This is a genomic window from Acinetobacter septicus (genome assembly GCF_019355975.1).
GTDB lineage: Bacteria > Pseudomonadota > Gammaproteobacteria > Pseudomonadales > Moraxellaceae > Acinetobacter > Acinetobacter ursingii.
This window is the reverse complement of sequence record NZ_CP079898.1, coordinates 1,425,891-1,448,360: the sequence shown is the minus strand read 5'-3', so window position 1 is coordinate 1,448,360 and position 22,470 is coordinate 1,425,891. Positions and strand designations below refer to the sequence as shown.

The window sequence follows — 22,470 nt, the reverse complement described above, 5'->3', positions numbered from 1 at the left end:
AATTCTGGAGAATGAGCATGCCGCATCCTGCTTTGAAAAATGTTCTTAAACAATCCTCATCTGTGTTTCGTTTAAAACCCATCGTCATTGCGATTTCGCTTATTTCTCCACTGACGACCATCGATGCATTTGCTGCAACTTCGCTATCATCAGATTCTACGTCTGAATTAAACCTTAACTCACATCGTTTTCACCAAGATCATGTTTTGGGAACCTCTTTAGATGTAGTGATGATGGGGGTTAATGCTCATCAGGCAGACCAAGCATTTCAAGCAATTCAACAGGAAATTGCCCGCTTAGATCAGATTCTTTCGACTTGGCGAACAGATAGTGAAATTAGCGCGTTGAACCATCAAAAAGATGCACAGGTTTCAAATGAATTATTTGAAGTGATTGCGGCATGTGAAGATTGGCGCAGTAAAAGTTGCGGCGCGTTTGATGCACGTTTAGGGCAGTTGATTGGCCTATGGGAAAAAAATAACGGGGTACATCAATTAGATGAAAATACCCGTCAGCAAGTTATTCAGCAGATACAACAACAACCGATTCATCTGGATGCACAGCAAAATCGAATTCAACTAGATAAATCGGTCAAGATTGCGCCTGATGCTTATGCCAAAGGTTATATTATTGATCGTGCTTTAGTCGCGGCGCGTCAAGCTGTTCCTGCTTTACAAGGTGTGATGATTGATATCGGTGGCGATTTACGGGTTTGGGGGCAAGCGCCACAAAAGTCTGGCTGGAAAGTCGGTGTACAAAGCGCACAGGCAAAATATGATAATGCCTTACCTGAACAGGTTTTAAACTTAAATAATCAAGCGATTGCTTTTAGTGGTAAAGGTTATCGCGATTTGGCAAGACAAAGCCATTTAATTGATCCAAAAACAGGATTGCCCCTGCAACATGTAGAACAATGCGTGGTGGTGGGCCATTGTGCAGCCGATGCAGACGCTTTAGCAACGGCACTTGCTGCGATGCCTCCAGAACAGGGCATGGCACTCATTGAGTCCTTAATCGGCTACGAAGCCAAAATGACGATGAGCAATGGTGATGGCTATCAGACTACGGGTTGGGGACAAATGGTGGAGGCACGTCCACAGGCCGACATGTTAAATGTTGCTGTGGGTGCATCATCGTCATGGCCAGCAGGTTATCAGGCTATTCTTGAGCTTATTATTCCTAAAATTGCAGTTGAAAACTATCGTATTCCTTATGTTTCAGTTTGGGTGACAGACAGCAATAAAAAACTGGTGAAAACACTGGCAGTTTGGGGCAAAGACGAAAAATGGATCAATTCGAACTATGTCTGGTGGCGTCGTTATGGTCGTCAAATGCCAAATCTGGATGCCGTCGCCAAACCATCACGTCAACCGGGTCAGTATAAATTGGCTTGGGATGGTAAGGATGATACAGGTAAAGCCGTTGCCGCAGGTCAATACGTTGTGCATGTCGAAACTTCGCGGGAGCATGGCGAGCATTCTTATCAGACTTTTGATTTGGATGTAAAAGCCAAAACATCTAGCCAAAATCTCCCAGCGCAAAAAGAAATTGGCGCATTAAAACTGAATTTCCAGAAAGTGAATTAATCGTTAAAAATATAGACTGGGATTTTATTCGTGTACCAACGCCGTGATTTTTACCGCCATGCACGTTATGTGCATGGCTGGCTTTCTGCTTTTGCCTTTCTGGTTTTAATCTTTTTTGCTCTCACGGGTTTATTTTTAAATAATCCAGACTGGTTTAAATCTTCTGCCCAGGAGCAAACTCATCAAATATCCATTCCTCAAGAGGTGTTGGAAAAAATCCAGCATCAGGAAAATCCTAGTATGGCGTTATTGGATTACATTCGTCAAAAGCAAAGCATTGTTGGACGTTATCGCAGCAGTGAAGTATTAGATGATGAAGTGATGATCCGATTGGAAAGTCCCGCAGGAACAACCGATATTTCTGTACTTCTGGATACAGGCGATGCTGAAATTACCCAAAAATCAGCCACCTTGGTATCGGTGCTGAATGATTTGCATCGTGGTAAAAATGTAGGAACTTCATGGCATTGGCTAATCGATATCAGCGCGATTCTCATTTTATTGCTTTCATTGGCGGGCTATATTTTATTTCTAAGTATAAAAACTCGTTTGGTGGCACATCTGCTGCTGACCGCAGCCAGTCTGGTGGTCTTGATACTCTTGGTTTGGTGTGCAATATGAGGACATTTTGATGACCTCTGCGATCATTTGCATTCTGGTTGTACTTTCAGTTTTATTATTTGTGCATCTTTGCGTGATTGTGATTTTATTATTCAATCAGCGTCGATCTTCTGCACAGGTGAATGTCAGTCATGAGGGCTATCTGGTGGTTTATGCCAGTCAGTCTGGTCATGTAGAACATTATGCCAAACAATTTGCCCATCAATTGCAGCAATCGGGGCAGCTCAGTGCTGTTCTGGATCTGCAATATTTGTCGATCTCTGAATTAACTGCCGCCAAGAAAATCTTATGGTGCGTCAGTACTTGTGGTGAGGGTGATGCGCCCGATACTGCGCGAGCGATTGCCAAAAAAATGTTTATGCAATCACTGGATTTATCTGCACAGCAATACGCAGTTCTGGCCTTTGGTGATCGTCGTTATGCGCAGTTTTGTGCATTCGGGCAGCGTTTGGATCAATGGTTGAAGACTCAACAGGCCCAACCGCTTTTTGAAATGATTTGTGTCAACGCGCTGAATCCGCGTGATTTGGAGCAATGGCAGGCTCAAATTGAACAATTGATTGAGATTAAACTGGATGTAAAAACTAAGCATCAGGCATGGCAGCAATTTCAATTACAACAACGAAAATGTTTAAATACAGGCAGTTCAGGATTGCCGATTTTTCAGTTGCAACTGCATGCTCTTGAAACAATGCATTGGCAATCGGGTGATATTTTCGAAGTTCAATGTGGCAATGCTGAAATTGAGATTCAGTCGTTTCTAAAAGCACACGCCATTGCAGATGACATTCTTCATCAGCCTGAGTTGAAACAACAATTACGCCACAATAATCTCAGACATATTCCGCTACGTTTGGTTGATGAAGCGGTGGAGGCTTGGGTGCAGCGTTTCGATCCATTGCCGAGCCGTGATTATTCGATTGCCAGTATTCCAGAGCAGGGTTATGTGGAATTGGTGATTCGCCAGCAACAGGCCGAACATGGTCTGGGTCTAGGCTCGGGTTGGCTCACGGCTGCTTTGGCGATGGGCGAGAACATTTCAGCAAAGATCCGTTCAAATCCATCCTTTCATCTGGTTCAACAACAGCAAGCACTGATCCTGATTGGTAATGGAACGGGAATCGCAGGGCTGATGTCGCATTTACATCAACGTGAACACTGGCAACAACAACGCAACTGGTTGATTTTTGGTGAGCGGCAGCAACAATATGATCATCTTTATTCAGAGCAGTTACAACACTGGCAGCAGCATGGTTTTTTAACAGATCTTGACTATGCTTTTTCACGCGATCAACAACAAAAAATCTATGTGCAGGATCGACTGTTACAAAAAGCAGATCAGCTCAGACAATGGATTGCAGATGGTGCTGCCATTTATGTCTGCGGTAGCTTAAGTGGCATGGCGCAACAGGTTGAACAGGTGTTGATTCAGATTTTAGGTGAAATCCAATTAGAACAACTTCGTGAACAGCATCGTTATCAACGTGATGTGTATTAATATCAATAATTATAGGTTATCAATCATTAAAGCGCATAAAAAGTCGTTAAAATTTAAGCCATAAAAAAGCCTTCTTGCAATCGAAGAAGGCTTGAATGTGGGATAAAAGAACCGTTGATTCGGGTGTCTAATCTTAAAATTTCTTCTCGATCGTCAACAGAATATTGGGAATCGATTCATTGATTCTGGCTTGATATAAGCTGCCATCAGATTGATTACGCAAATATTCCTTATAATCTGTACCGAGAATATTTCTTAAACTCAAAGTTGCACCCCAGTTATGGCTAAAGTTTTTGGTGGTGCTTAGATCAACTGTGACTCGCTGATTGGTGGTACGGTCATAAGGTTGATTATCCAGTGCGCGTGTGAATTTGGGGGTATAGCTGATATTTACGCTGTTCGAAAGTTTCCATGGTTTATAGCTATATGACAGGCCAGAACTGGCGGTATAAGGCGCAACGTCACTGGCCAAACGTTCATTGCCATTTGTATCTTCAATACTGACATGAATAGTTGAAACCTGTCCTGTCAGCATCAAGCTATGTCCTGCTCCAGTTTCTTTAATCGCATAGCGCCCCGTCAGTTCAGCGCCGTAAGCAGTCGCTTTGTCTTGGTTGATTGGACGTTGCACATAGCGCGAACCTTCAAGCTGAATCACATTTTCAATATAGTCTTTAATTTCACGATTAAATGCTGTCAAATTAAAACCACCCGCAGGTGTGTTGTAGCCGAGTGTTGATTCAATCGCAGTAATTTGTTCAGGTTTTAGGTCTGGATTACCGCCTCGATCTGGATTATTCAAACTTCCTGCATCGCTATCGGTCGAGATAGTCACAGTTGGTGCTAAACGGCTGGCATTAGGTGCCTGAAATGCCTTGCTTAAATTGGTTTGTAGTGACCAATGGTCGTCAAAATCATAACGATGCGCCAAAACTGGACTTGCATGTTGATCACTATAATCGACCAGACCACTGCGATTAATCCATTCTTGTCGTACACCTAATGTGACGGTTTGTTGATCGGTAAAACGCCAGCTTCCCTCGCCATAAAGTGCATAACGTTCTTCATCAAGTGTATTGGCAACATTGCTTTCCAGTTCATTTTTGCGGGCTTCAAAACCAAATTTGATTTGTTTATTTGGATCTAGCTTTCTGACCCCATCGTAACCAATGGCGTATTCGTTCACTGTTTCATCGGTATAAACGTCACCCTGACGAGTACCTGTCAGTTCCGTTTCATTTTGATGTTCACCTGTAATACGAACTTTATCCGAGCCATCATCCGTTTTTCTTTCATAGCGCGTATTTAAGCGAATACTATCATTTTGATCTTTTTGAATTTGATCCTGACGTGTTCCATCACTTTTGGTATTGCGATAAAACAGATCGGCTACCAACTTTTGAGTGTCATCAATCGCATATTCCAAACGTGGAGAAAACATTTGCATGGTGCGGTCGGTGGTTCTTTGCTGTTGACGTTCGCCATTATTATCAATGGTTTTGGTTACTGAAGTCGTATCTTGCCACATTTGATTGGCAGAAAGACTATAGCTCCATTGGTTATCACGACCATCGGTTTGTACGCTGACTTGCTTGCGAACTTCTTCTTGCGGACTGGATTTGGCGATGCCATAGCCGACACGTACATTGCCATTGATTAAGGTATTTAAAGGCTCTTTTAAAATAATATTAATGACCGCAGAAGAGGCCACAGAAGCTTGAGCAACACTTGGTTGTTTCACCACTTCAATACGCTCAATCATATCGGTAGTGATGGTATCAATGACAGACATGCCACCACGGGGTCCGCCCTGAACAGGTTCTCCATTGATGAGAAATGTAGGACCTGCACCACCACGAAAACGCATACCCGATGCTGGATTGTTCCCACGTGGCCCTTGACCAGGCGCAGGCATTTGAAAACCAGCGGCGCGACGTAATGCATCACTGACGGATTGGTCGCCATATTGCAGCATTTCTTCGCGGGTAATGATGGTTTTAGGAATTGCACTGATATCATTATCTTTGCTGTTTGGTTCCGACGCCGCTTTAAGAGTTATGGTTTTTAGGGTTTGGGTCGGCGGTATTGCAGGACTAGATTCAGATAGAGCACTTGCACTATTGCTTGCTGCTGCTGAGGGTTCTGCATCCGCTCCCCATGAATATGAACAAATCGAAAGTAAAGCAAAACTAAGCGGTGAAATCTTCCAGAAAACATGAGCTTGTTTCATGATTCTTATTCCGTTTGGAGTTAATTTTTGCGCAGCATAGCTCACAATTGTGGAGGAATTTTAAAGAAAAATAACAATCTAGCCTCAAATGTAAAATTTATTTATTATTTTTTAGTTGGTTGATAAAAAGATCTAAAAAGTGATAAAAATTAAGATTTTCATAATATAAGTCATCAATAATTGTAGTTTATTGCCTCAAAAAGTTACTTTAAAAAAAGTAATCATCATTGGTTTTTTATCTGCACCTTATCAGAACGAATCCATCGCAAATCTATATTGTTTAGAAAAACTGGAAAATTTAAAAAATTTGATAAGATGCTATGCACATTGCTTAAAATAATATTGAGACGATAAGCTCTCAACATATTGAATTCTTGATCCTTTGGAGCATTGCTCTAAGCGACACGTATTTTCTATTTTCCTTGTGAAAATCATGATGCGGTTTAGCGTGGCTCAATGGTCTGTTCGACCCATTTTTATGAGATTGAGTCACCTCATTAAAATTGGTTTTTTAATGTGAGTAACAAACACCAATAGTTTGAATATCCGTTCTAAATTTTCTCTGGAAGAATTGAAAAAAAGAATCCTTAATGGCGTGATGGGGAGAAATCCAATCTGAAGTACGGCTTATCGAGGTAGCAAAGTGTTAATCTTCAATAAGAAGTAAACAGGATAAATTTACGCCAAGAATTTTCTGATGACGCTAAGACCATGATCTGTTTATAGGCTGAAATACAACTTTATTTTTAAACCATTTAATATTTCTGAGCGATCTAGCTGGATATGGGCCTGAATCGATTCTAATGCAGATTTTACGATGGATAAGCCAAGTCCACTGCCGACAATCTGAGATTGTGTTTCCATTAGTCTAACAAAACGCTGCATGACATGATCATATTGTTCTGGTGCGATACCACGACCACTATCATGAATTTCGACCAAAATACCATCAGATTGTTCAAATAATTTAATGAGAATTTGACCATGTTCAGGACTATATTTAATCGCGTTATCAATCAGATTGAGGAAAATACTTTCCAATGCGCTAAGCGTGGCTTGGACTTCTATTTTTTCATTAAAATTATCGATATTGACCTGTACATCAATATCTTTTTTACGAGCATTGGCAAGCAATTGACCTGTACATTGGCGTATGATTTCAAGTAAATTCAGAGGATACAATGCTTCACTCGAAAGTGCTTCCTGATGCGCCAGCGTCATGAGTTGATGCACCAGATGTGACATTCTTTTTAGATTTTGTTCCAGATCATCAATATTTTCCTGATAAAAAGGATTGTCTTTTGGTGTTTTAATCAGCAAGGCCGTTTGTAAACTTAAGGCAGTCAGTGGTGTTCTGAGTTCATGTGCTGCATTGGCAATAAATTTTTGCTGTTGTTGTTGGGCATCTTCAATTCTTTTAAATAAATAATTGAGTTCATCTATGGCAGGGGTAATCTCAACGGGCAAGTTCTTAACTTGCACCTCAGATAAATCATTATAATCTCGCTGCGAAAAGGTAGTCTTTAACTCGGCAAGGGGTCTTAAATGATATCGGATCAGAAAGTAAACGCCTAAAATTGCAAAAGGCATAAAAATAAAATAGGGGATTAGCATATTGAATGCCAATTCACGGGCTAAATTTTTTCGTACAAAAACCAACTGGCTAATCTGAATCTGCTTATCGGCAAGCGGCAAAACATAAGCTACAATTTGGCCGCGATGGCTATTCTTTCTAATAAATTGGGCCTGATCCAAATGACCGACCAGATAGTTATGATTTTTAATTAAAACAGGAAGTTGATCAAGGTCAACAATATCAATAAAAACATCTCTTTCGCCATAGCGACGGTGAGGATCATAGCTCGAAAGTCGAGGTGGAATATTGACACTGGCAAGAAATTCCGCCATTTTTTCCATTTGTTTATCAATCACTTCCTGTGATTCTTCCAGCGCAATTCGATACGCAGAAACTGCAATCAAAACCAGTAAAATAATACTTAAAACAGAAATACTCCAAGTCATTCGAGAGCTTAGAGGTTGTTTATGATAGAAATGCAGCAGTTTGCTAAAAATCATCTTTCTCCTGTTTTAGCGAGTTTCAATACAATATCCTAATCCTCGGACGGTACGAATCAAATCTTTACCCAACTTCTGTCGTAGTTTATGGATATGCACTTCAATGGTATTACTATTCAGTTCTACATCCCAGTCATAAAGTTTTTGTTCAAGTGTCTGACGAGAAAAGATCTGATTAGGATACATCATGAGAGGCTCTAGAACTGCCCATTCTTTTGCAGAAAGCTCAACAATATGTCCTTGTTTTAATACTTTACGCGTGTTGGGAAACATTTGAGTATCTCCGACTTCAAAGCAGATTTCCTCAATCGTCGAAAATTTACCTCTACGCAGAACTGATTCAATCCTGGCGACCAACTCATCAAAATCGTAAGGTTTTACAATATAATCATCTGCACCGAGTCTAAGCCCTTGAATTTTATCTCGGCTTTGATCTCGTGCACTGATAATAATGACCCCTAATTGTTTTAAATCAGATTTTTGACGAATATGTTTAAGAACTTCCAAACCTTCTAATTCAGGTAGACCTAGATCAAGTAAAACCAGATGATAAACATGATTAAAAAGTAAATCTAAAGCTTCGAGTCCTGTCTTGGCCCAATCGACATTAAATTTTTCATGTTTGAGTAATCGGAAAGTTGATTTACCAATCATGAGGTCATCTTCGATATAGAGTATTTTTATCATGAAGCACCTGTATGAAGATTAAATTCTAACAAAGAGGCAAGGCGAGCACACTTTAGATCAAAATATTGCAATTATAACTCGGCCCATTTACGCATCAGATTATGGTACAAGTTAGTAAGTTTGATCACTTCCTGATGTTTATCGCCTAATTGCATCCGTAAATTTTGGATGGTTTGATCCAGATTAAATAACATATAACGTTCTGCATCATCTCGTACCATACTTTGCACCCAAAAAAATGAAGCAATACGACAGCCAGAAGTCACGGCAGTCACTTCATGCAAGCTGGTCGATGGATACAAGATCATATCGCCTGCGGGTAATTTGACTTCATGATAGCCATAAGTGTCTTCAACTACCAAATCGCCACCTTCATATTCTTCGGGTTCACTTAAAAAAACCGTACAGGATAAATCCGTTCTTAGACGTTCATTTGTTCCTCGAATGCGTCGAATCGAATTATCGACATGAAAACCAAAGGCTTCATTATTTTCATAGCGATTAAAGAGGGGAGGAATAATATCCAGAGGAACCGCAGCAGATAAAAATAAAGGGTGTTGCCCAAGCGACTCTAAAATAATATTACTTAAATGATGCGTTAAAGGGTGGTCTTCTGGAAGTTGCTGATTTTGTTTGACCGTGGCTGAAAGTGTTCCCGCGGTCACTTTTCCATCGACCCACTCAATTTTATTCATTTCTTCACGAAAATATTGAACTTGTTCTTTGCTTAAGACATTTGGAATATGATGAATCATTGTGATACCTATCAGATGATCAATTGATCATAAATAAAAAATAAAATAGCCTCGGAATGAGGCTATTTTATCTTAAATCCCATAATTAAAATATGGAATTAGTATTTAAAGTTTAATGCAACAACAGCACTGCGGCCTTCTGCTTCAGTAGCAAAGTGAGATGCATAAGCTTTGGTAAAATAGCGTGTATCAGATAGGTTATTTACATTCAACTGTAAGTTGATATTTTTGTTCACATCGTAGCGAACCATGGCATCATAACGCACATAACCCGGTACCCATTTTGTATTGGCAGCGTTGCCGTAGACTTTATCCATGGCAATTGCACCAGCGCCTAAAGTCAACTGCGGTAACACTTTATAAGTTGTCCACAGTGTTGCGCTGTTGGTCGGAACGTTTGGAAGATCCTTACCTTTAGCTGGATTGTTTGGAGAACATACACCAGTACGTGAGCAAGATGGTCCTGGATCAGTTTGTTCACTATCTAAATAAGTATAGCCTGCTGATACCGCCCATTTATCCGTAATATTTCCGTTTAGACCTAGCTCAATACCGTCAACCTTACTTTCCCCGCCATTGGTATAAGTGGTTGGATCGATTTGAATACGTGTATTTTGCTTTTCTGTACGGAAAATGGCAGCCGTTAGATTCAGTTTATCGTTGAAAAGATCCCACTTCGTACCCACTTCAAAGGTACGTGCTTTTTCTGGATCTAGATCCTGATTGTTTGCATTGACTGCTGTTTCAGAACCATCGCCAGCATCGGCGCCTACAGGGTTGGCAGAAGTTGCATAACTTGCATAGATTGCGCCATTTTCCGTTGGTTTGAATGTTAGACCCGCTTGATAACTAAAGAAATCAGTATTGTTCTCTAATTTAGCACCAGTGGCATTGGTTTTTAGTTCAGTATCAAACTTGTCCCAACGTAAACCGAGGTCTAACAACCATTGTGGGTTAAATTCAATATTATCCAATAAATAGATAGAGGTCGTTTCAGATGTAGTCGTGGTTACGGCTTTGTTGGCCGTAATAGTTCCGAGGAAACGATCACTTGAATTAGGATTGAAAGTCGATGTACACCAGCCATTAGAAGCGACCAAACCTAAGCTACATGCACCGTTTGCAACAGCGCCAGTAATTGATTTTGTATTTGGATCGGTAATGGTATAGCTACCTTTATCTGACTCTGCTTTACTATATTCAGCGCCAACATTGAAACTGTGTTTCAGTGTACCAGTATTAAATTTACCCGCTAAAGACAGTTGATCAGAAAAAGTATCAGTATCTGTAATTCGGCTGTTTGCACGACGCCAGATACCTGTATCTTTTAATTCACCTGTCGTTGTATTAATAAAATTACCCTGACTATCATCTGGTTGAGTCCATACATAGTCATTCTTAGATTTGTTATAAACAGCGGTATTACTGATTGTAATATTGTCAGTCAAATCATGTTCAAGTTTGATGGTACCAATTTGATTTTCCTGTTTTTGAAAATCGCGGTCTTTCCAGCCGTAATAAATACCCTGTTTAACATCAATTGGCTTTCCAGAACCAGCAGCATAATTATTTGGATTGTTATAAGGAACACCAGAGTCAGGAGTATCATCCGTTCTTAAATAATAGTAACTTAAAGTGGCACGAGTAGCACTGTCCAGACCGAACGTGATACTTGGTGCAATACCCGCACGTTTATATTCTGTGCCATCACTTTGTCCAGCTTTGTCATTTTCATGTCCCATAACTGCAACACGAGCAGCAATGCCATTACCAAAGTCTTTATTCGCATCTAGAGTAATACGATGATAATCATCTGTACCATTTTGAATAGAACCTTCTAAAGAGTCGCCTTTCTTGGCTACTTTAGAAATCATATTGATGCTACCACCGACTGAACCTGCACCGCCCATTGACGATGAAGAACCTTTGGTGACTTCAACTTGTTCGATTGCGAACATTTCACGGTTTTGTGAAGTGGAGTTACGCATGCCATCGATATACATTGAACTTTCAGAGCTATAACCACGAATAAATGGACGATCACCATTTGGGTTACCGCCTTCACCTGCGCCCAAAGTAATCCCAGGTACAGTACGTAACGCATCGCTCAACGTCGTAACATTTGTATCTTCAATCAATTGTTGAGAAATAATCGCAACAGATTTTGGCGTATCAAGTAAAGGAGCAACAAATTTTGCATTTGCAGAATGATCAACTTTTAAAGATTCTTGTTGTGTTGCTGTTGCTGCACTTTGGATAGTTGGAAGTTGAGTCACATTGTCTTGTGCAAATGTAGGTACAGCAACCACCGATAATGAAGAAGCAATTGCAGATGAAACAATTTTCTTTCGCGTTTTGATAAAAGCCATTGTTGCCCCAATAGTTAATAGTCAATAATAAACAGTATGCGAATAGTAATGATTCTTAATTATAGATACAATCTATTTACATTGTTATTTTCGATAAATTTGTAGAAAAAGATAATATTTTTAAATATTTTAAGCTTAATAATAATGATTATTAGTAGGAGTTAATTTTGTTTTTTCTCCATACATTCTTCACATTTTATTTGTATAAAAACAGAAAAAGATTTAATAGATATATTTCTGGTTTTAGAAATATCAAGGATATCCTTTTCGATATTATCATTGTCTAATAAATAGGTTTTTTCACATTCTTCACAATATAATCGAATAGAACCATTTTGTTTTTTTATTGAATAGTAAGCCTGTTGATCTCCTATTTTAAAGCGTTGTATCACGCCTGCCATTTCCAAAGCTCTGAGAGATGAGTATATTGTTGATATATAAACGTTTTTACTGTTTTTTTGAGCAACTTTTCTCTCAATTTCATAAGCGGTTATTTCTTTATCTGCCTCAATTAATGTCTGTACGACATGAATTCTAGGTAAAGTAGCGCGCATTTTTGCTTTTTTTAAGATATTTAAAACAACTTCTTCCAAGTTATTACTTTCCATGATAACTCTATTAATACATGTGAAAAGTGGTATTTTAACAATTAGTATAAAGAATGCCTATGTTTTAGAGTTAAAAATAAAAAATAAAAGCTTAAGTAAGTCTTAAGAATTAATTTGTATAATATTTTTAATCTTCAAATAAAAATAAAATTATGTAGAAATTGTGAAGAGAATCATCAAGAATAAAATATCTGTTTAATCGAATTTTGAGAAGTAGAAATCATATTTAATCTAAATTGGGTAATGGTTTAAGTTATGTGTTGAAGAAATTCAAGTAAAGATCTGATTATATATTTTATAAAGTGATTTTGATTGCAATGTCTTCTAGTCAGAAAGTCAGACAAGTACTTTGAAATTTTCCAAAAACTTAAGTTTTAGTTGGAATTAGAAATCCTAACTTTTTGAAGATCAAAATTTCTAGATATATTTTTTCAATACTTCCAAAAATTTTTCGAGTTCCTGTTCATTGTATTGATTTTCCTCTAGTACGTGGTTTTTTAAATGTTGCTCTACCAATTCATTCATCAAACCATTGATCGCGCCACGGATAGCAGCCACTTGTTGTAATACATCAAGACATGAAACATCTTCATTGCTCATGGCGCTATGTACAGCATTCATTTGTCCTTGTACACGCTTAATACGATTTAAGATTTTGCGGTTGTCATGCAGATGGCTCATAGACGGACTCAAATAATTTAAATATACTCTGGGGGAGTATATTGGATTCCTAAAAAAATGACGAATAATATTTTATTAGATCAACATCATCATCAATTTGATAAAGGCAATCCATTAGCACAAAAGAAAATTCTCTGGGCGACCATCCTGACCGGTGTCATGATGATTGCTGAAATTTCTGGCGGTATGATATTTAACTCAATGGCCTTATTGGCAGATGGCTGGCATATGAGTTCCCATATGGTGGCACTTGGTTTGGCTTATCTTGCATATCGCGCGGCACGTTATTATTCAGCCGATTCCAGATTTTGTTTTGGAAGCTGGAAAATCGAAGTTTTAGCAGGTTATAGCAGTGCCATATTATTGATGGTCGTTGCGATCGTGATGGGTTTTAGTTCGATCGAAAGGTTATTCAATCCTGTAATCATTTACTATAACGACGCCATCGGAATTGCCGTGGTGGGTTTAATGGTGAATTTAGTCTGTGCCTGGTTATTACATGACGATCATTCAGATCATCACCATTCACATCATCATTCAGAACATGAACATTCTCATGGACATGATCATCAGGATTTAAACCAAAAAGCCGCTTTTATCCATGTGGTGGCGGATGCTGCCACTTCAGTACTTGCCATTATTGCATTATTCGCAGGTAAATATTTTGGATGGAATTTCTTGGATGCTGTATTAGGAATTATCGGAGCAATGCTTGTAGCAAAATGGTCATGGGGTTTGATTCGACAAACTGGAAAAATTCTTCTGGATGCTGAAATGCAAGAACCTGTTGTAGAGGAAATTAAGCAAGTCATTGAACAATTTGATAGCATGATCAAGCTGATGGATTTACATGTTTGGCAAGTGGGTAAAGGGAAGTTTGCCTGTATTTTATCATTACAAACAAGCAATCAGTTTTTAACGCCTCAAGCTATCAAACAGGCTTTATCCATTCATGAAGAAATTGTACATGCCAGTATCGAGATCAATCTTATACATTAAGATGATTTAGAACCGAGTTTTAACCCGCAAAAGTGGAAATGTAGTCAAACTATTGAATTGATCTACTATTTCATTGATTTTAAATATATTTTTAAAAATTTAAACCTTTACCCAATTTTAATTTTGTCTAGAAGAGGGGACACAGTCCATATTGAGTGGATGAGCGCAGTAAAAAATGATCTGCAATTTTTATATGACGCAGCTTCAATCTAAAATGACTCAACAGACAAAAATATTGAAACGAAGCGGAGTTTCAAGTTAAGGTGAAATTACTGACATATAATGACAATAAGCGGGATTGCCATGTTTGTTTTTGAAGAAGTTTTTAAAGAAAAGAGATTATCGCTTTCTCAAGGCTTGGATTTAAGATTGCAGCGTGCATTGAGTTGGGTAAAGCAAGCAGGTCAATTACAGCATGAACTCGAAGCAAAACTACTTTATCACTCGATCGCCCTTAATGCGCTTTATCTAAACGATATCGAATTAACCTATTCACAGCGTTTACAGCAGCTCTCATCTTTCCTGAAACGATTAGTCGATTTAGATCACGAAGCTAAGATTATGCGTAATCTCACTTCAAAATTAGATGCGACTATGCAAATATTTTTGGATAGTCCTTATTTATCGTATCATTTTTGGTTATTTCAGCATCAAAAGCTGAATGAAGCACAATGGCAAGAGCATCGATTGAATGAAAGAACTCAACTGAAAAATGCCATACATGTCGCTAACTATGCAGAAATTTTAAATTTCATTTTTGCACGTATTTCGATGTTACAGATGCAAATGAGTTTAGGTGGCTTGGTCAATCAAAGTCAGGTTTTTCGTCAATTGATCGATGCTGCTTGTCAAATATTGACCACGTTATTGCCTGTTTTTATGCATATTATGTTGGAACATACGCAAGACTTCGATGCTGATAAACAGTTTTTTCCAGTTGTTCAGTTTTCCTAAGTTCAAACAAGTTGCTTTTTTTGATGGAAATACATTCGATCAATCAGTGCAAACAATGCAGCAAGTAATGTGAGTGCTAATCCAGCGCTACAGGTCATGACCCAGCCGCCATGTCGCCATGCAAAGATTCCAATCGCTGAGCCGCTGGCTGCACCCGCAAAGTATAAGGTCATGTAAATCGCATTTAAGCGTGATTTTGCATCGGGGCGTAGATTAAAAATAATGTTCTGATTACTGGTATGAATTAGCGCTAATCCCCAGTTAATCAAACCAAAACCGATCACATAAAACATAAGTGAGACTTTGGCAAAGAAAAAAGATGTCCAACTGATGAGCAGTAATCCACAACCCGCCCAAGTCAGAATAATCGTATAACCACGATCAGCCAGTTTCCCTGCATAAGAAGTAGACAATGCACCGAAAACACCAATTAGACTGACAATACCAATCATAAAGTCTTTTAAGTGAAAGGGTGGTGAGGATAATAAAAGTGCCATAGTCGAAAATAAAGTACTCATTGAAGCAAAGGCGCAAGCACCGACCAACGCACGTAAGATCAAACGCTTTTCTTCAAATAGTAAATGGCGCATAGAATTGAAAATTTGCGCATAATTTAACTGAAAACGCATCACATAAGGCAATCGACCTTTAAGTAAATAGGCGGTGAAAAACATGAATACTGCGCTGAGTAAATAAATGACTTTCCAGTGAAATAAATTGGATAATAAACCTGCCAGACTGGTGGAAAGCAAAATACCGACCAATAAGCCACTCATTAAAAAGCCGACCACTTCACCTATTTTTTCAGGTTTCACTGCCATAGTGGCTAACGGAATCAGTACCTGTGCAGCAACCGAAAAAAGCCCAGTCATAACTGTTCCAATCCATAACATCGGCAGGTTAACTGCAAAACCACATAGCAATAAGCCAATGCCGGCAAGAAACATCAATAAAGGAATAAATTTGGTTTTATTGACCACATCACCTAAAGGAACAATAAACAACAAACCAAGTGCATAAGAAACCTGAGCAAAGGTTACGGTAAGTGCTGCTTGAGCTTCTGGTACGCCAAAGTCAGCCTGTATCGAGTGAATTAAAGGCTGACAATAATAATTTGCTCCTGCACACAGACCACAGGCAATTGCCATCAACCAGAGTAGAGCTTTGTTTTGGCTGATGTCAGATGTATGTTGCATTTTTGCTCTCTTATTTAATCTAAGTAGGCGGTTGCTTCAACTTCAAAAAGCATCTCAGATTTTGCAAGTTGTGAAACTGGAATGAGGGTACAGGCTGGAAATTTCTGCCCAGACCAAAATTGCTGCATAATTTCAATCAGAATATGGTGCTTTATTTCATTATGAGCAACGATCAAGACGCGTAACATGGCAATATTTTGAAGTTTTGCACCCACGCAGTCTAAAGCGATTTGTACATTACCAAAAGCTTGTCTGACTTGTTGGGCAAAATCTGCGGAAAGTTCTCCATCTGGGTTTTCACCACCTTGACCCGCAATGTGTATGATACGTCGAAACTGCTGTACTTCAACAATATGGCTATATCCGAATGGCTGTGGATTATACAATGTATCTGGATTGATGATACGAAGATGGTGAGGTGATATGAACATGGCTGATTTTCTCAACTAGATTAACGATGCCATGCTAGTATCAAAGCTCAAGTTAACTTGAGGTCAAGCGTATCATGCAAAATAATCATCTCAAGCAATTTATAAGTATTGGCGAACTGGCAAAACGCAGCGGTGTGAGTGTCGCAACCTTACGTTTCTATGAAGAAAAGCAATTGATCTGGAGTGTCCGTACTAATGGTAATCAGCGACGTTATCTCAGAGCAATGCTCAGGCGCGTGGCTATTATTAAAATTGCACAAGTGGTTGGCATCCGTTTAGAGGAAGTCAAACAAGCTTTTTCAGTGTTGCCTCAGGAGCAAATTGCCTCTAAACAGGATTGGCAAAACATGTCCAAGCTTTGGAAAGAACAACTGGATAACAAGATCTTGACGTTATTACAATTACGGCAACAACTCGATTGGTGCATCGGTTGTGGTTGCTTGTCGATGGATCAATGTCCATTACGTAATCCAGATGATTATCTTGCTCAAGAATCCTCAGGCGCGCATTTTCAACAGGTGTTGCTTGCGTTGGATCGGTTGGATCAAACAGAGGTTTAATGTTTCAGTCGATTCTTACTTAAACTGATCATCAGAACCCCAATAATATTAAGAATACATCCTAACCATTGCCATGTATTTAAATGTTCGCCTAAAAAAGCAACTGCTAATAAAATGGTGAGAATCGGGCCAATGGAGGCAATCATTGCAGATTGAGATGCGCCCAAACGTTGAATACTTTGCATCAATAATACAGTAGGTAAAACTGTCACAAAGAATCCGAGCCCTAGACCGTACCACCACACACTTAGCGGTAATTGTTGTAACAGTTGGATCGGTTGCGCTGTTTCTATAAAAAAATGCAGTAGTGTTCCTGCACAGGCGACGCTCAAAGCGAGACCCGTAAAGTTCCACGAACCAAATTTTTGAATTAAAGAAGGGGTCATAAGCAAATAAGAGGCAAAAGCCACAGCACTGGCGAAAACCAGACTAACACCCAACCAAAAACCGCCCTGAATTGGTGCAATATTGTACTCTTGCAGCATCACCAGAACCGTCCCTCCATAACTCAAAAAAATGGCAAACCAACTTTTTGCATTTATTTTTTGGCGATAGATCAGACTGGAAGCGAGTACAGTGAGGGTAGGATATAAAAATAAAATAATCCGCTCTAAAGAGGCACTGATATACATCAGACCTTTAAAATCCAGCCAACTGGCAAAGTAGTAGCCTAATAGCCCAGCTAAAACCAAAAGCAGCCAATCTTTCTTGGCAATGCTCTGATTATGATGCCGATTCAACCAGCAAATGATCAGGAAAAACGGTAACGCGCTTCCCATGCGTAAAGCCATCAGTACAGTTGCATCGACCAATGGTGAAATAGCATAGGTTTGTTTAATAAAGATTGCTTTGGTACTAAACAGAAATGCAGCACATAGGGCAAATAAAGAGCCGACTTGTGTTGCAGATAAAAAACGTTTCATTGAAAAGCCATGTTGGAGGGCATTGTTTGCCTCAAACTTAAGGCAAAACCGATGAATTGTATATCGGTCGAAATAAAACGTGAATCATTAGTTCAAAATATGGGTATTTATTAAATAAATAATGGGTAGCATTTTCCAAAAGTTTGCTTAAAATCCAAAAATTCAACAAGAACACACTCTGGGGGAAACATCGTTTATCACGATGTTTACACTTAAGGAAATTAGCTTGAGGAACGCTCATGCAGATCGGAATCCCAACTGAAACAGTCGCGGGTGAACATCGTGTCGCCGCGACACCTGAGACAGTAAAGAAGTTGATTGGCGCTGGCCACAACGTAGTCATTGAACGTGGGGCAGGAGTAAAAGCTGCTTATATCGACAGTGCCTATGAGCAGGTTGGTGCGACCATTCAGGATGATGCCTATCAGGGCAGCCAATTGATTTTGAAAGTTCGCGCGCCACAAAGCGACGAAATTCAAAAACTTTCAGCCAATACCACTGTTGTGGCAATGTTTGACCCATATCGTAATCCTGATTTAGATCAGTTCGCGAGTCAAAACGTGTCTGCATTTGCGTTAGAGCTATTACCGCGTACCTTATCTCGTGCCCAAAATATGGACGTTTTATCTTCTCAAGCCAACTTGGCGGGATATAAATCTGTGTTATTAGCTGCGGCTGAATATCAACGTATGTTTCCGATGCTCATGACTGCCGCGGGTACAGTAAAACCTGCGCGTGTGGTGATTATGGGCGTGGGTGTAGCAGGTCTTCAGGCCATTGCAACTGCAAAACGTCTTGGTGCTGTGGTTGAAGCGACTGATTTACGTCCAACAGCGAAAGAACAAGTAGAGTCTTTGGGTGGAAAATGGTTAGACGTACCAATGTCGCCAGAAGAACAAGCCCGTGCAGATGAAGCAGCTAAAAATGGTTACGGCTGGACACCGGGCGAACAGTACATCAAAGACCAAGCAGCAATCGTGGATAAAGCGGTTTCCAATGCTGATATCGTGATTACCACTGCACTGTTGCCGGGTCGTAATGCGCCGCGTCTCATCAAAGCTGAAACCGTCGCTAAAATGAAACCAGGTTCGGTCATTTTGGATATGGCAGTTGAAACTGGCGGAAATGTGGAAGGCTCTAAAGTCGGTGAAACGGTATTTACTGAAAATGGTGTGAAAATTTTGGGTGTTCCGAATATTCCATCGACACTTTCGACCGAAGCTTCTGCACTTTATGCACGTAATGTTTTTAACTTTGTTGAGACATTATTTGATGCCGACAAGAATTTCTCAATTAATCCAGAAGAAGAAATTCAAAAAGCCCTATTGGTCACTCATGGCGGTCAAGTACTGCTGAAACGTGGTTAAGGAGATCTCTCATGGTTGAAACGATTACAATTTTCGTCCTTGCCATCTTCGTAGGTTATTACGTGGTTTGGGGCGTGACACCTGCATTGCATACGCCACTTATGGCAGTAACCAATGCCTTATCTTCGATCATTATCGTAGGTGCGATGATTCAGACGGTGGGTCTGCCAATGATTGGGGTTGAGGGAAATGTGGATTTCCAATCTATTAATGTCGTGAGTGTGCTTGGCGCAATTGCCGTGTTCTTGGCCAGTATTAACATTTTTGGTGGTTTCGCAGTGACTGCGCGCATGCTGGAAATGTTTAAGCCGAAGCAGAAGAAATAAGAGGACTGAAACATGGAATTTATTCGAGACAATGCGGGTTGGTTCTACCTGATTGGTGCAGTTCTTTTTATTTTGACGTTGCGTGGCTTGTCTAGCCCCAAAACAGCGATCTCAGGTAACCGTTACGGTATGGTCGGTATGGCCATTGCTGTATTGACCACGTTTTTTGTGGCTGATCATCCTGTAGTCTGGATGATTGTAGGGGCAATGGTATTGGGTGCAGTGGTTGGTATTAGCCGTGCACGTACCGTTCCTATGACCCAAATGCCTGAAACGGTTGCTTTAATGCACTCTTTAGTCGGTTTGGCTGCGGTTCTAATTGCGATTGCTGCAATTTTACACAACAATCAACTGACTGCATTATTTGCACAAAATGAAGCGGCGTTAACTGCTGCGGGTGTTCAACATGCCCACATGAGTAAAGTACATTTATTCGAATTGTTTGTCGGTTGTTTCGTTGGTGCGATTACCTTTACTGCTTCTGTATTTGCCTATGGTAAATTGGCAGCCAAGAAATGGGCGAAAACCATTTCTGGTTCATGGGTAAAACCTGTTCAAGCCTTGATTTTTATTGCAATGTTGGCGTGTGGGATTTATTTCTTTACGACAGGCAACATGGCTGCATTCTGGTCAATGACCATTCTTGCACTAGCGTTTGGTTGGGTGTGGATTGCCCCTGTCGGTGGCGGTGATATGCCAGTTGTGGTGTCACTGTTAAACTCATTCTCAGGCTGGGCTGCTGCGGGTATTGGTTTCACGCTTGAAAACAATATGTTGATTGTAGCGGGTTCATTGGTGGGTTCATCAGGTGCAATTCTGTCTTACATCATGTGTAAAGCGATGAACCGTAGTATCATCAATGTATTGTTTGGTGGTGCAATGGGCGGCGCTGCGGTTGCAAGTGCTGCTAAAGGCGAACAAGTTCAACGTAACTATCGCTCAGGTTCAGCAGACGATGCAGGCTTCCTGATGTCAAATGCGGATAGCGTGGTGATTGTACCGGGTTATGGTATGGCTCAGGGCCGTGCACAAAATGCAGTGAAAGAGTTGTGTGAAATCCTGAAAGAACAAGGTGTAAAAGTTCGTTTTGCGATTCACCCTGTTGCAGGTCGTATGCCGGGTCACATGAACGTACTTTTGGCAGAAGCTGATGTTGCTTATGAAGATATTTTGGAAATGGACGAGATCAACTCAGACTTTCCAGCGACTGATGTTGTATTGGTGATCGGTGCCAATGACGTAGTCAACCCTGCTGCAAAAGATGACCCAAGCTCTCCAATTTATGGTATGCCAATTTTGGAAGCACATAAAGCACGTACGATTATGGTGATCAAGCGTTCTATGGCAACGGGTTATGCAGGTCTGGACAATGACTTGTTCTATAACGAAAAAACCATGATGGTGTTTGGTGATGCCAAGAAAGTGGTAGAGGATATGACGAAAGCTGTGAATGGTGGTGGTCACTAATCTGACTCGATATTAAAAAACCACCTTCGGGTGGTTTTTTTATGCTTTAGCTGATCAATAACAAGGATATGGTTACGAAGATTGCTTCAATCATCAATATTCATCTTCAGATATCGGTTAATCTGCTTTTTATTTTATTCGACTTCTTTCATTCTTGTTTTAAACTCTTTTTATATTTCTAATTTTCTGTGTTTCACAATCTTGTTTAGACAAAGCCATAAAGATGCTAATACTAAATCTAATCTTTTTAGACTAAATGTTGTTACAAAAACAAATTTTTGTGACATTGGTTTTTTATAAAACACCCTTACAATGTTTATATGATTAATTTTATTAAAACAACGAGATAAGTATGCAAAGTAATAACCCTATTCTAACTCGGGTTGAAACCTACAGCGATGTGGGACATTCCATGACGGTTGCTGGTGCAGTACAGAAATCGATTGCTTTAACATTGGTTGCTGCCATTACAGGTTTGGCTGTATTTTTTTATTGTGCTTTTAGCTTGAATTTTGCATTGGCTTCTGCTGCAACGTGGGTAGGGACAATCGGTGGTTTGATTCTTGCGTTAGTTGCAACCTTTAAACCGAACACTGCCCAGACTTTGGCGATTCCTTATGCTTTATTTGAGGGCGCATTTTTAGGTGGGATTTCGTTTATGTTTCAGGCGAAATTTCCAGGTGCACCTTTACAGGCGTTATTGGCCACTTTTGTGACGACTTTGGTGATGTTTGGTTTATATAAATTCCAAATTATTCGCGCTACTGAAAAATTTAAAGCTGTGGTCATGTCTGCCACCATTGCAATTGCGATTGTATTTTTGGTGCAACTGGTGATGAGACTAGCATTTGCATCAAGTGTACCGTACATCTTTGAAAGTAATTGGTTAGGGATAGGTTTTGCGGCATTTGTTGCTGTGATTGCCTCGCTTAATCTGATTCTGGATTTTGATTTAATTGAATCTGCGGCTGCGCAGCATGCACCTAAAGCGTTTGAGTGGGTGTGTGGGATTGCATTATTGTCAACCTTAGTCTGGATGTATATTTCATTCTTGCGTTTGATTGGCATTTTGTCGAATGACTAAAAAGTTCATTGCTTTACCAGTCCGTAAAAAAATCGCTTCGAAATGAGAGATT

At 39.8% G+C, this 22,470-nt stretch carries 20 protein-coding genes; 10 read left to right on the top strand and 10 right to left on the bottom strand.

From position 1 onward, the window contains the following. Positions 1 to 17 precede the first annotated feature (17 nt). Genes I6L31_RS06890 through I6L31_RS06880 form a run of 3 tightly spaced genes read left to right on the top strand, consistent with a single transcriptional unit; the run spans position 18 to position 3,705 of the window. On the top strand, positions 18 to 1,586 hold the full coding sequence (locus I6L31_RS06890; RefSeq protein WP_005002380.1) for a DUF2271 domain-containing protein: 1,569 nt from the start codon (positions 18 to 20) through the stop codon (positions 1,584 to 1,586). A gap of 30 nt (positions 1,587 to 1,616) precedes the next feature. Then, on the top strand, positions 1,617 to 2,207 hold the full coding sequence (locus tag I6L31_RS06885) for a PepSY-associated TM helix domain-containing protein (RefSeq protein ID WP_005002382.1): 591 nt from the start codon (positions 1,617 to 1,619) through the stop codon (positions 2,205 to 2,207). Between the two features lie 10 nt (positions 2,208 to 2,217). Further along, a complete protein-coding gene (locus I6L31_RS06880) occupies positions 2,218 to 3,705 on the top strand; it encodes a sulfite reductase subunit alpha (RefSeq protein ID WP_005002384.1) in 1,488 nt (495 codons plus the stop codon). 133 nt (positions 3,706 to 3,838) lie between these two features. Here the strand turns inward: I6L31_RS06880 and I6L31_RS06875 are convergent, their stop codons facing one another. The 7 genes from I6L31_RS06875 to I6L31_RS06845 form a co-directional block, all read right to left on the bottom strand. Further along, a complete protein-coding gene (locus tag I6L31_RS06875) occupies positions 3,839 to 5,935 on the bottom strand; it encodes a TonB-dependent receptor plug domain-containing protein (RefSeq protein WP_005002386.1) in 2,097 nt (698 codons plus the stop codon). A gap of 720 nt (positions 5,936 to 6,655) precedes the next feature. Beyond that, the gene (locus I6L31_RS06870) at positions 6,656 to 8,011 is read right to left on the bottom strand and encodes a sensor histidine kinase (RefSeq protein WP_005002387.1); all 1,356 of its coding nucleotides are present in this window, start codon (positions 8,009 to 8,011) and stop codon (positions 6,656 to 6,658) included. A 12-nt stretch (positions 8,012 to 8,023) separates the two neighbouring features. Next, positions 8,024 to 8,698 (bottom strand): response regulator transcription factor, encoded by a 675-nt coding sequence (locus I6L31_RS06865; protein ID WP_005002392.1) that lies wholly within the window; start codon positions 8,696 to 8,698, stop codon positions 8,024 to 8,026. A 71-nt stretch (positions 8,699 to 8,769) separates the two neighbouring features. Beyond that, positions 8,770 to 9,453 (bottom strand): Fe2+-dependent dioxygenase, encoded by a 684-nt coding sequence (locus I6L31_RS06860; protein ID WP_004992868.1) that lies wholly within the window; start codon positions 9,451 to 9,453, stop codon positions 8,770 to 8,772. A gap of 98 nt (positions 9,454 to 9,551) precedes the next feature. Beyond that, on the bottom strand, positions 9,552 to 11,822 hold the full coding sequence (locus I6L31_RS06855) for a TonB-dependent receptor (protein ID WP_005002398.1): 2,271 nt from the start codon (positions 11,820 to 11,822) through the stop codon (positions 9,552 to 9,554). A gap of 161 nt (positions 11,823 to 11,983) precedes the next feature. Further along, the gene (locus I6L31_RS06850) at positions 11,984 to 12,430 is read right to left on the bottom strand and encodes a Fur family transcriptional regulator (RefSeq protein WP_004992871.1); all 447 of its coding nucleotides are present in this window, start codon (positions 12,428 to 12,430) and stop codon (positions 11,984 to 11,986) included. Positions 12,431 to 12,847: 417 nt separating this feature from the next. Next, positions 12,848 to 13,111 (bottom strand): metal/formaldehyde-sensitive transcriptional repressor, encoded by a 264-nt coding sequence (locus tag I6L31_RS06845; RefSeq protein WP_005002400.1) that lies wholly within the window; start codon positions 13,109 to 13,111, stop codon positions 12,848 to 12,850. A 57-nt stretch (positions 13,112 to 13,168) separates the two neighbouring features. Here I6L31_RS06845 and dmeF point away from each other — a divergent pair, with 57 nt between their 5' ends. Next, positions 13,169 to 14,110, top strand: a complete 942-nt coding sequence (gene dmeF / locus I6L31_RS06840; protein WP_005002401.1) for a CDF family Co(II)/Ni(II) efflux transporter DmeF — start codon at positions 13,169 to 13,171, stop codon at positions 14,108 to 14,110. A gap of 303 nt (positions 14,111 to 14,413) precedes the next feature. Continuing rightward, positions 14,414 to 15,064 (top strand): hypothetical protein, encoded by a 651-nt coding sequence (locus I6L31_RS06835; RefSeq protein ID WP_004994738.1) that lies wholly within the window; start codon positions 14,414 to 14,416, stop codon positions 15,062 to 15,064. A gap of 2 nt (positions 15,065 to 15,066) precedes the next feature. On the opposite strand, the gene I6L31_RS06830 is transcribed toward I6L31_RS06835, so the two are convergent. After that, a complete protein-coding gene (locus I6L31_RS06830) occupies positions 15,067 to 16,260 on the bottom strand; it encodes an MFS transporter (RefSeq protein WP_005002404.1) in 1,194 nt (397 codons plus the stop codon). Between the two features lie 14 nt (positions 16,261 to 16,274). Then, positions 16,275 to 16,691 (bottom strand): RidA family protein, encoded by a 417-nt coding sequence (locus I6L31_RS06825; RefSeq protein WP_005002406.1) that lies wholly within the window; start codon positions 16,689 to 16,691, stop codon positions 16,275 to 16,277. 74 nt (positions 16,692 to 16,765) lie between these two features. Between I6L31_RS06825 and soxR the strand changes: the two genes are divergently transcribed. Further along, complete coding sequence (gene soxR, locus I6L31_RS06820; protein ID WP_004994734.1) at positions 16,766 to 17,251, top strand: redox-sensitive transcriptional activator SoxR; 486 nt, start codon at positions 16,766 to 16,768, stop codon at positions 17,249 to 17,251. Here the strand turns inward: soxR and I6L31_RS06815 are convergent. Beyond that, positions 17,248 to 18,174 carry a DMT family transporter gene (locus tag I6L31_RS06815; protein ID WP_005002408.1) on the bottom strand — a complete coding sequence of 309 codons (927 nt, stop codon included), beginning with the start codon at positions 18,172 to 18,174 and terminating at the stop codon, positions 17,248 to 17,250. The genes soxR and I6L31_RS06815 overlap by 4 nt on opposite strands. A gap of 239 nt (positions 18,175 to 18,413) precedes the next feature. On the opposite strand from I6L31_RS06815, the gene I6L31_RS06810 reads away from it, so the two are divergent. The 4 genes from I6L31_RS06810 (at position 18,414) to I6L31_RS06795 (ending at position 22,418) form a co-directional block, all read left to right on the top strand. Next, positions 18,414 to 19,541: a Re/Si-specific NAD(P)(+) transhydrogenase subunit alpha gene (locus tag I6L31_RS06810; RefSeq protein WP_004992889.1), complete on the top strand. Its 1,128-nt coding sequence runs from the start codon at positions 18,414 to 18,416 to the stop codon at positions 19,539 to 19,541. An 11-nt stretch (positions 19,542 to 19,552) separates the two neighbouring features. After that, positions 19,553 to 19,867 carry a proton-translocating transhydrogenase family protein gene (locus tag I6L31_RS06805; protein ID WP_004992891.1) on the top strand — a complete coding sequence of 105 codons (315 nt, stop codon included), beginning with the start codon at positions 19,553 to 19,555 and terminating at the stop codon, positions 19,865 to 19,867. 12 nt (positions 19,868 to 19,879) lie between these two features. Then, entirely contained in the window at positions 19,880 to 21,334 is a 1,455-nt protein-coding gene (locus tag I6L31_RS06800; protein WP_005002409.1) for an NAD(P)(+) transhydrogenase (Re/Si-specific) subunit beta, read from the top strand. A 352-nt stretch (positions 21,335 to 21,686) separates the two neighbouring features. Continuing rightward, positions 21,687 to 22,418, top strand: a complete 732-nt coding sequence (locus I6L31_RS06795; protein WP_005002411.1) for a Bax inhibitor-1/YccA family protein — start codon at positions 21,687 to 21,689, stop codon at positions 22,416 to 22,418. Positions 22,419 to 22,470: the final 52 nt, after the last annotated feature.

Excerpts from the sequence above, each read along its gene's own strand:
- I6L31_RS06875 (WP_005002386.1), bottom strand. The coding sequence starts at position 5,935 with ATGAAACAAGCTCATGTTTTCTGGAAGATTTCACCGCTTAGTTTTGCT.
- soxR (WP_004994734.1), top strand. The coding sequence starts at position 16,766 with ATGCAAAATAATCATCTCAAGCAATTTATAAGTATTGGCGAACTGGCA.
- I6L31_RS06880 (WP_005002384.1), top strand. The coding sequence starts at position 2,218 with ATGACCTCTGCGATCATTTGCATTCTGGTTGTACTTTCAGTTTTATTA.
- I6L31_RS06815 (WP_005002408.1), bottom strand. The coding sequence starts at position 18,174 with ATGAAACGTTTTTTATCTGCAACACAAGTCGGCTCTTTATTTGCCCTA.
- I6L31_RS06795 (WP_005002411.1), top strand. The coding sequence starts at position 21,687 with ATGCAAAGTAATAACCCTATTCTAACTCGGGTTGAAACCTACAGCGAT.
- I6L31_RS06865 (WP_005002392.1), bottom strand. The coding sequence starts at position 8,698 with ATGATAAAAATACTCTATATCGAAGATGACCTCATGATTGGTAAATCA.
- I6L31_RS06845 (WP_005002400.1), bottom strand. The coding sequence starts at position 13,111 with ATGAGCCATCTGCATGACAACCGCAAAATCTTAAATCGTATTAAGCGT.
- I6L31_RS06860 (WP_004992868.1), bottom strand. The coding sequence starts at position 9,453 with ATGATTCATCATATTCCAAATGTCTTAAGCAAAGAACAAGTTCAATAT.
- I6L31_RS06805 (WP_004992891.1), top strand. The coding sequence starts at position 19,553 with ATGGTTGAAACGATTACAATTTTCGTCCTTGCCATCTTCGTAGGTTAT.
- I6L31_RS06855 (WP_005002398.1), bottom strand. The coding sequence starts at position 11,822 with ATGGCTTTTATCAAAACGCGAAAGAAAATTGTTTCATCTGCAATTGCT.
- I6L31_RS06825 (WP_005002406.1), bottom strand. The coding sequence starts at position 16,691 with ATGTTCATATCACCTCACCATCTTCGTATCATCAATCCAGATACATTG.
- I6L31_RS06810 (WP_004992889.1), top strand. The coding sequence starts at position 18,414 with ATGCAGATCGGAATCCCAACTGAAACAGTCGCGGGTGAACATCGTGTC.
- dmeF (WP_005002401.1), top strand. The coding sequence starts at position 13,169 with ATGACGAATAATATTTTATTAGATCAACATCATCATCAATTTGATAAA.
- I6L31_RS06800 (WP_005002409.1), top strand. The coding sequence starts at position 19,880 with ATGGAATTTATTCGAGACAATGCGGGTTGGTTCTACCTGATTGGTGCA.
- I6L31_RS06830 (WP_005002404.1), bottom strand. The coding sequence starts at position 16,260 with ATGCAACATACATCTGACATCAGCCAAAACAAAGCTCTACTCTGGTTG.
- I6L31_RS06850 (WP_004992871.1), bottom strand. The coding sequence starts at position 12,430 with ATGGAAAGTAATAACTTGGAAGAAGTTGTTTTAAATATCTTAAAAAAA.
- I6L31_RS06870 (WP_005002387.1), bottom strand. The coding sequence starts at position 8,011 with ATGATTTTTAGCAAACTGCTGCATTTCTATCATAAACAACCTCTAAGC.
- I6L31_RS06835 (WP_004994738.1), top strand. The coding sequence starts at position 14,414 with ATGTTTGTTTTTGAAGAAGTTTTTAAAGAAAAGAGATTATCGCTTTCT.
- I6L31_RS06890 (WP_005002380.1), top strand. The coding sequence starts at position 18 with ATGCCGCATCCTGCTTTGAAAAATGTTCTTAAACAATCCTCATCTGTG.